Genomic DNA, 5,247 nt, shown 5'->3' with positions numbered 1-5,247 from the left:
CGGGCACGCGGGTCGGCGTCCGGGATCCCCACCGCGGCGAGCGCCTCGAGCGCCAGCGCGCAGGTCAGGTCGACCATGTCGGCCGGCCCCCCGCCGGCGAGGATCTCCCGCGCCTCGGCCACCTCGAGCGCGTTGCCCACGGCGCGACCGAGGGGCGTGTGGTTGGCGGTCACCAGGGCGCTGGTCCGCACACCGGCGGCGGCGCCGATCCCGACCATCATCCGCGCCAACTCGGCGGCGTCGGCGGGGTCGGCCAGGAACGCGCCGGAACCGAACTTCACGTCCAGCACCAGCGCACCGGTGCCCTCGGCGATCTTCTTGCTCATGATGGACGCCGCGATCATCGGGATGGACGGGACGGTGCCGGTGACGTCCCGCAGCGCGTAGAGGGCCCGGTCGGCGGGGGCGAGGTCCGCCCCGGCGGCGCAGATCACGGCCCCGGTCCGCGTCAGGACGGCCCGCATCTCGTCGGCGTCGAGGTCCGCGCGCCACCCGGGGATCGACTCGAGTTTGTCGAGCGTGCCGCCGGTGTGGCCGAGCCCCCGGCCCGACAGTTGTGGCACCGCCACGTCCCACGTCGCCAACAGCGGTGTCAGGACGAGGGTGATCGCGTCGCCCACGCCGCCGGTGGAGTGCTTGTCGACGGTGGGCACCACCCTGCCGCCGCGGGTCAGGCCGGACAGGTCCATCCGGGTTCCGGAGCCCACCATCGCCGTGGTCCACCGGGAGATCTCCCGCTCGGTCATCCCACGGAAGTAGATCGCCATCGCGAGCGCGGACATCTGCTCGGGCGCGACGACCCCGCGGGTGAACCCGTCGACGATCCAGTCGATCTCGTCGTCGTCGAGCTCCCGCCCGTCCCTCTTCGCCTCGATGATCCGCACGGCGTCGTGTCGCGCGCTCACACCAGATCCACTCACCGCAGGTCCCCCGGTCCGAAGGCGTCCGGGAGGAGCTCGGCGAGGGGCACCGCGCCTCGCGCGGTGTGGACCAGCAGCCCGGGGCCGCCGTGTTCGTGCAGGAGTTGTCGGCAGCGCCCGCACGGCGCGAGGGGGTCCCCGGTGTTGGAGACGACGACGAGCTCGAGCAGTCTCCCACCCCCGGTGCGGTAGAGGTCGGAGACGAGCGAGCACTCGGCGCACAGGGTCAGGCCGTAGGAGGCGTTCTCGACGTTGCACCCGACGACCATCCGCACCCGCCCGTCGGGGTCGCCGGCGGGCGGATCCGCGTCCGGGCCGACGGCCAGCGCGGCGGCCCCCACCCCCAGCCCGGAGTACGGACGGTAGGCACCCCGTGCGGCGGCGAGGGCGGCGTCGGCGAGGCCGGCGACGATCGCGTTGTGTTGTGCTGCGGTTTCGTCCTGGGACACCTGGCTTACCCCTCGGTAACATCTTTTAGGCTTCCCTCACTGGGAGAACCCGCTCGGTCCACGGTACCCACCCTGCTTTCGCCTAGTCAGATCTCAGGTCTAAAGTCCTAGTAGGCGCCCGCTGTGCTCTCGGGCCGGAACGCGCGCCGATGGCATCAGGCCCAGACGATTCGGAGGCACGACAAGCCCATGAGTACTGCGCAGGCGCCGGCGCGTCCGGCCCCCACAAAGAAGCTCAACCTCTACAAGGGTGACCCGGGGATGTGGTCCTGGGTCGCGCACCGCATCTCGGGCGTCGCGATCTTCTTCTTCCTCTTCGTCCACGTGCTCGACACCGCGCTCGTCACGGTGAGCCCGGAGAGTTACAACGCGGTCATCGACACGTACAAGACCCCGATCGTCGGCCTCATGGAGATTGGTCTGGTCGCGCTCGTGCTCTTCCACGCGCTCAACGGTCTCCGGATCGTCCTCATCGACTTCTGGTCGAAGGGCGCCAAGTACCAGCGCCAGATGCTGTGGGCCGTCCTGGCGATCTGGGTCGTGGTGTTCGCCGCGGCCACCGCCCGCCTCCTCTTCCTTCTCTTCCAGCACCTCTAAGGGGAACGATCACCATGGCAGACGCACCTGTTCTCCAGACGTCCTACGACCGGCCGGCCTCCCTGGCGCAGCCGCGCTCGCCCCGCCTGCGCTCGCGCGGCAACTTCGAACGCTCGGCGTGGATCTTCATGCGCTACTCGGGCGTCGCGCTGGTCATCCTCACGATCGGTCACCTCACCGTCGGTCTGATGATCGACGAGGGCGTCCACCGCATCGACTGGGCGTACGTGGCGGATCGCTGGCAGAGCCCGTTCTGGGCCGTGTGGGATCTCCTCATGCTCTGGCTGGCCATGCTCCACGGCGGCAACGGTGTCCGCACCGTCATCGCGGACTACTCGCGCAAAGACTCGACCCGGTTCTGGCTCAACTCGATCCTGTTCGTCGCCACCGGCCTCGTCCTCGTCCTGGGCACCTACGCCATCTTCGGCCTCGCCTACGACCTCTGACCGCGGCCGTCTTCGTCTGCGGACTTCACCTTTCCGAAAGCGAGCACTGAGTAACCCATGACCGATCGTCAGGTCCACCAGCATCAGTACGACGTCGTGATCGTCGGCGCCGGCGGCGCAGGTATGCGCGCGGCCATCGAGTCGGGCCCGCGTACCCGCACCGCGGTCCTCACCAAGCTCTACCCCACCCGCTCCCACACCGGCGCCGCCCAGGGCGGCATGTGCGCCGCCCTCGCGAACGTCGAGGAGGACAACTGGGAGTGGCACACGTTCGACACGGTCAAGGGCGGCGACTACCTCGTCGACCAGGACGCCGCGGAGATCATGGCCAAGGAGGCCATCACCGCCGTCATCGACCTGGAGAACATGGGCCTGCCGTTCAATCGCACGCCCGAGGGCAAGATCGACCAGCGGCGCTTCGGCGGCCACACCCGTGACCACGGCAAGGCGCCCGTGCGTCGCGCCTGCTACGCGGCCGACCGCACCGGTCACATGATCCTACAGACGCTCTACCAGAACTGCGTCAAGCACAACGTGGAGTTCTTCAACGAGTTCTACGTGCTGGACCTGTGTCTCACCGAGACCCCCGAGGGTCCCGTCGCCACCGGCTGCGTCGCCTACGAGCTCGCCTCCGGCGACCTGCACGTGTTCCACTCCAAGGCCACCGTCTTCGCCACGGGTGGCTCGGGCCGCATGTACAAGACCACCTCGAACGCCCACACCCTCACCGGTGACGGCATGGCCGTGGTGTTCCGCAAGGGCCTGCCGCTGGAGGACATGGAGTTCCACCAGTTCCACCCGACCGGCCTCGCCGGCCTGGGCATCCTCATCTCCGAGGCCGTCCGCGGTGAGGGCGGCATCCTGCGCAACGCGGACGGTGAGCGCTTCATGGAGCGCTACGCCCCCACCATCAAGGACCTCGCGCCCCGTGACATCGTCGCCCGCTCGATGGTCCTGGAGGTCCGCGAGGGCCGCGGCGCCGGCCCCGAGAAGGACTACGTCTACATCGACGTGACCCACCTCGGTGCCGACGTGCTGGAGGAGAAGCTGCCCGACATCACCGAGTTCTCGCGCACCTACCTCGGTGTGGACCCGGTGACCGAGCTCGTGCCGGTCTTCCCCACCTGCCACTACGTCATGGGCGGTATCCCGACCAACGTGCAGGGCGAGGTGCTGCGCAACTCCGAGGACGTCGTTCCCGGCCTCTACGCCGCGGGCGAGTGCGCCTGCGTGTCCGTTCACGGCTCCAACCGTCTGGGCACCAACTCGCTGCTGGACATCAACGTGTTCGGCCGCCGCGCCGGCATCGCCGCCGCCGAGTACGCCGCGGGCCATGACTTCGTCGAGCTGCCCGCCGAGCCCGAGCAGATGGTCCGTGACTGGATGGAGCGCATGCTCGCCCCGCACGGCAGCGAGAACGCCGCGGACATCCGCAGCGAGATGCAGGCCATGATGGACGACAAGGCGTCGGTCTTCCGCACCGAGCAGTCGCTCACCGAGGCCCGTGACGAGCTCCGCGCCCTCAAGGCCCGCTACGCCGACGTCACCGTCTCGGACAAGGGCAAGCGCTTCAACACCGAGCTCTTGGAGGCCGTCGAACTGGGCTTCCTGCTGGAGCTGGCGGAGGTCACGGTCGTCTGTGCCCTCAACCGCAAGGAGTCACGCGGCGGTCACTCCCGCGAGGACTTCCCGGACCGCGACGACGCCACGTACATGAAACACACGATGGCGTTCAAGGAGGGCGGTCTCGACCTGCTCTCCGACATCCGGCTGGATTGGAAGCCGGTTGTGCAGACCCGCTACGAGCCGATGGAGCGTAAGTACTGATGAGCACCGCAGTCGACACCACCAAGGCCAACGACGGCAAGGACCCCGGCGCCAACCGTCCGGTGCCGCCCGGCTCGACCATGGTCACGCTGAAAATCGCCCGGTTCAACCCGGAGGATCCGGACTCGGCCGGCTGGAAGGAGTACGAGGTCCCGGCACTGCCGTCCGACCGTCTGCTCAACCTGCTGATGTACGTCAAGAACTACATCGACGGCTCGCTCGCGTTCCGTCGCTCGTGCGCGCACGGCGTCTGCGGCTCGGACGCCATGCTGATCAACGGCGTCAACCGACTGGCGTGCAAGGTCCTCATGAAGGACATGCTGCCCAAGGACGGCAAGTCCATCACCATCACGGTCGCCCCGATCCGCGGGCTGCCGGTGGAGAAGGACCTGTACGTCGACATGGAGCCGTTCTTCAAGTCGTTCCGTGACGTGATGCCGTACCTCATCACCTCCGGCAACCAGCCGACCGCCGAGCGCATCCAGTCGCCGACGGACCGCGCCCGTTTCGACGACACCACCAAGTGCATCCTCTGCGCCTGCTGCACGACCTCCTGCCCCGTGTTCTGGGCCGACGGGTCGTACTTCGGGCCGGCGGCGATCGTCAACGCGCACCGGTTCATCTTCGATTCGCGTGACGAGGGCGCCGCCGAGCGGCTCGAGATCCTCAACGACGCCGAGGGCGTGTGGCGCTGCCGCACCACCTTCAACTGCACCGACGCGTGCCCCCGTGGCATCCAGGTGACCCAGGCGATCCAGGAGGTCAAGCGCGCCCTGCTGTTCGCGCGCTGACCACCGGGTAGCCACCACGCCGGCGCGCGTCGTTCCGACGTCGCCTCGCAGCACCGGCCGGGGCCGCATTCTCCACAGACGGAGAATGCGGCCCCTCCGCCGTTTCCTTCCCTCGTGGCCCCACCCTCCCCGCCGCCCCCGGCATCCGCACACGCGCCTGCCCGCTGCGACCCCAGCCGCACGCCCGGGGCCACAGCCGCACGCCCGGGCCACAGCC

At 69.0% G+C, this 5,247-nt stretch carries 6 protein-coding genes; 4 read left to right on the top strand and 2 right to left on the bottom strand.

Going from position 1 to position 5,247, the window contains the following annotated elements:
- Together G6024_RS13865 and G6024_RS13860 are read right to left on the bottom strand one after the other, a co-directional pair.
- On the bottom strand, positions 1-905 hold a 905-nt coding region (locus G6024_RS13865; RefSeq protein ID WP_159148958.1), incomplete at its 3' end, for a thymidine phosphorylase.
- 11 nt (positions 906-916) lie between these two features.
- Complete coding sequence (locus G6024_RS13860; RefSeq protein ID WP_159148957.1) at positions 917-1,369, bottom strand: cytidine deaminase; 453 nt, start codon at positions 1,367-1,369, stop codon at positions 917-919.
- A gap of 189 nt (positions 1,370-1,558) precedes the next feature.
- Between G6024_RS13860 and sdhC the strand changes: the two genes are divergently transcribed.
- From sdhC to G6024_RS13840, 4 genes are read left to right on the top strand one after another with little or no spacing between them, the layout of a single operon-like run.
- Positions 1,559-1,966, top strand: a complete 408-nt coding sequence (gene sdhC / locus G6024_RS13855; protein ID WP_082923680.1) for a succinate dehydrogenase, cytochrome b556 subunit — start codon at positions 1,559-1,561, stop codon at positions 1,964-1,966.
- Between the two features lie 14 nt (positions 1,967-1,980).
- Complete coding sequence (locus G6024_RS13850; protein ID WP_120286191.1) at positions 1,981-2,412, top strand: succinate dehydrogenase hydrophobic membrane anchor subunit; 432 nt, start codon at positions 1,981-1,983, stop codon at positions 2,410-2,412.
- Between the two features lie 57 nt (positions 2,413-2,469).
- A complete protein-coding gene (gene sdhA, locus G6024_RS13845; protein WP_067712170.1) occupies positions 2,470-4,239 on the top strand; it encodes a succinate dehydrogenase flavoprotein subunit in 1,770 nt (589 codons plus the stop codon).
- Positions 4,239-5,030: a succinate dehydrogenase iron-sulfur subunit gene (locus G6024_RS13840; RefSeq protein ID WP_119192275.1), complete on the top strand. Its 792-nt coding sequence runs from the start codon at positions 4,239-4,241 to the stop codon at positions 5,028-5,030. Before sdhA ends, G6024_RS13840 begins: the two co-directional genes overlap by 1 nt.
- Positions 5,031-5,247 lie beyond the last annotated feature (217 nt).

The sequence above is a fragment of the Dietzia maris genome (assembly GCF_014144855.1).
GTDB lineage: Bacteria > Actinomycetota > Actinomycetes > Mycobacteriales > Mycobacteriaceae > Dietzia > Dietzia kunjamensis.
This window is presented reverse-complemented; position numbering and strand designations above follow the sequence as displayed.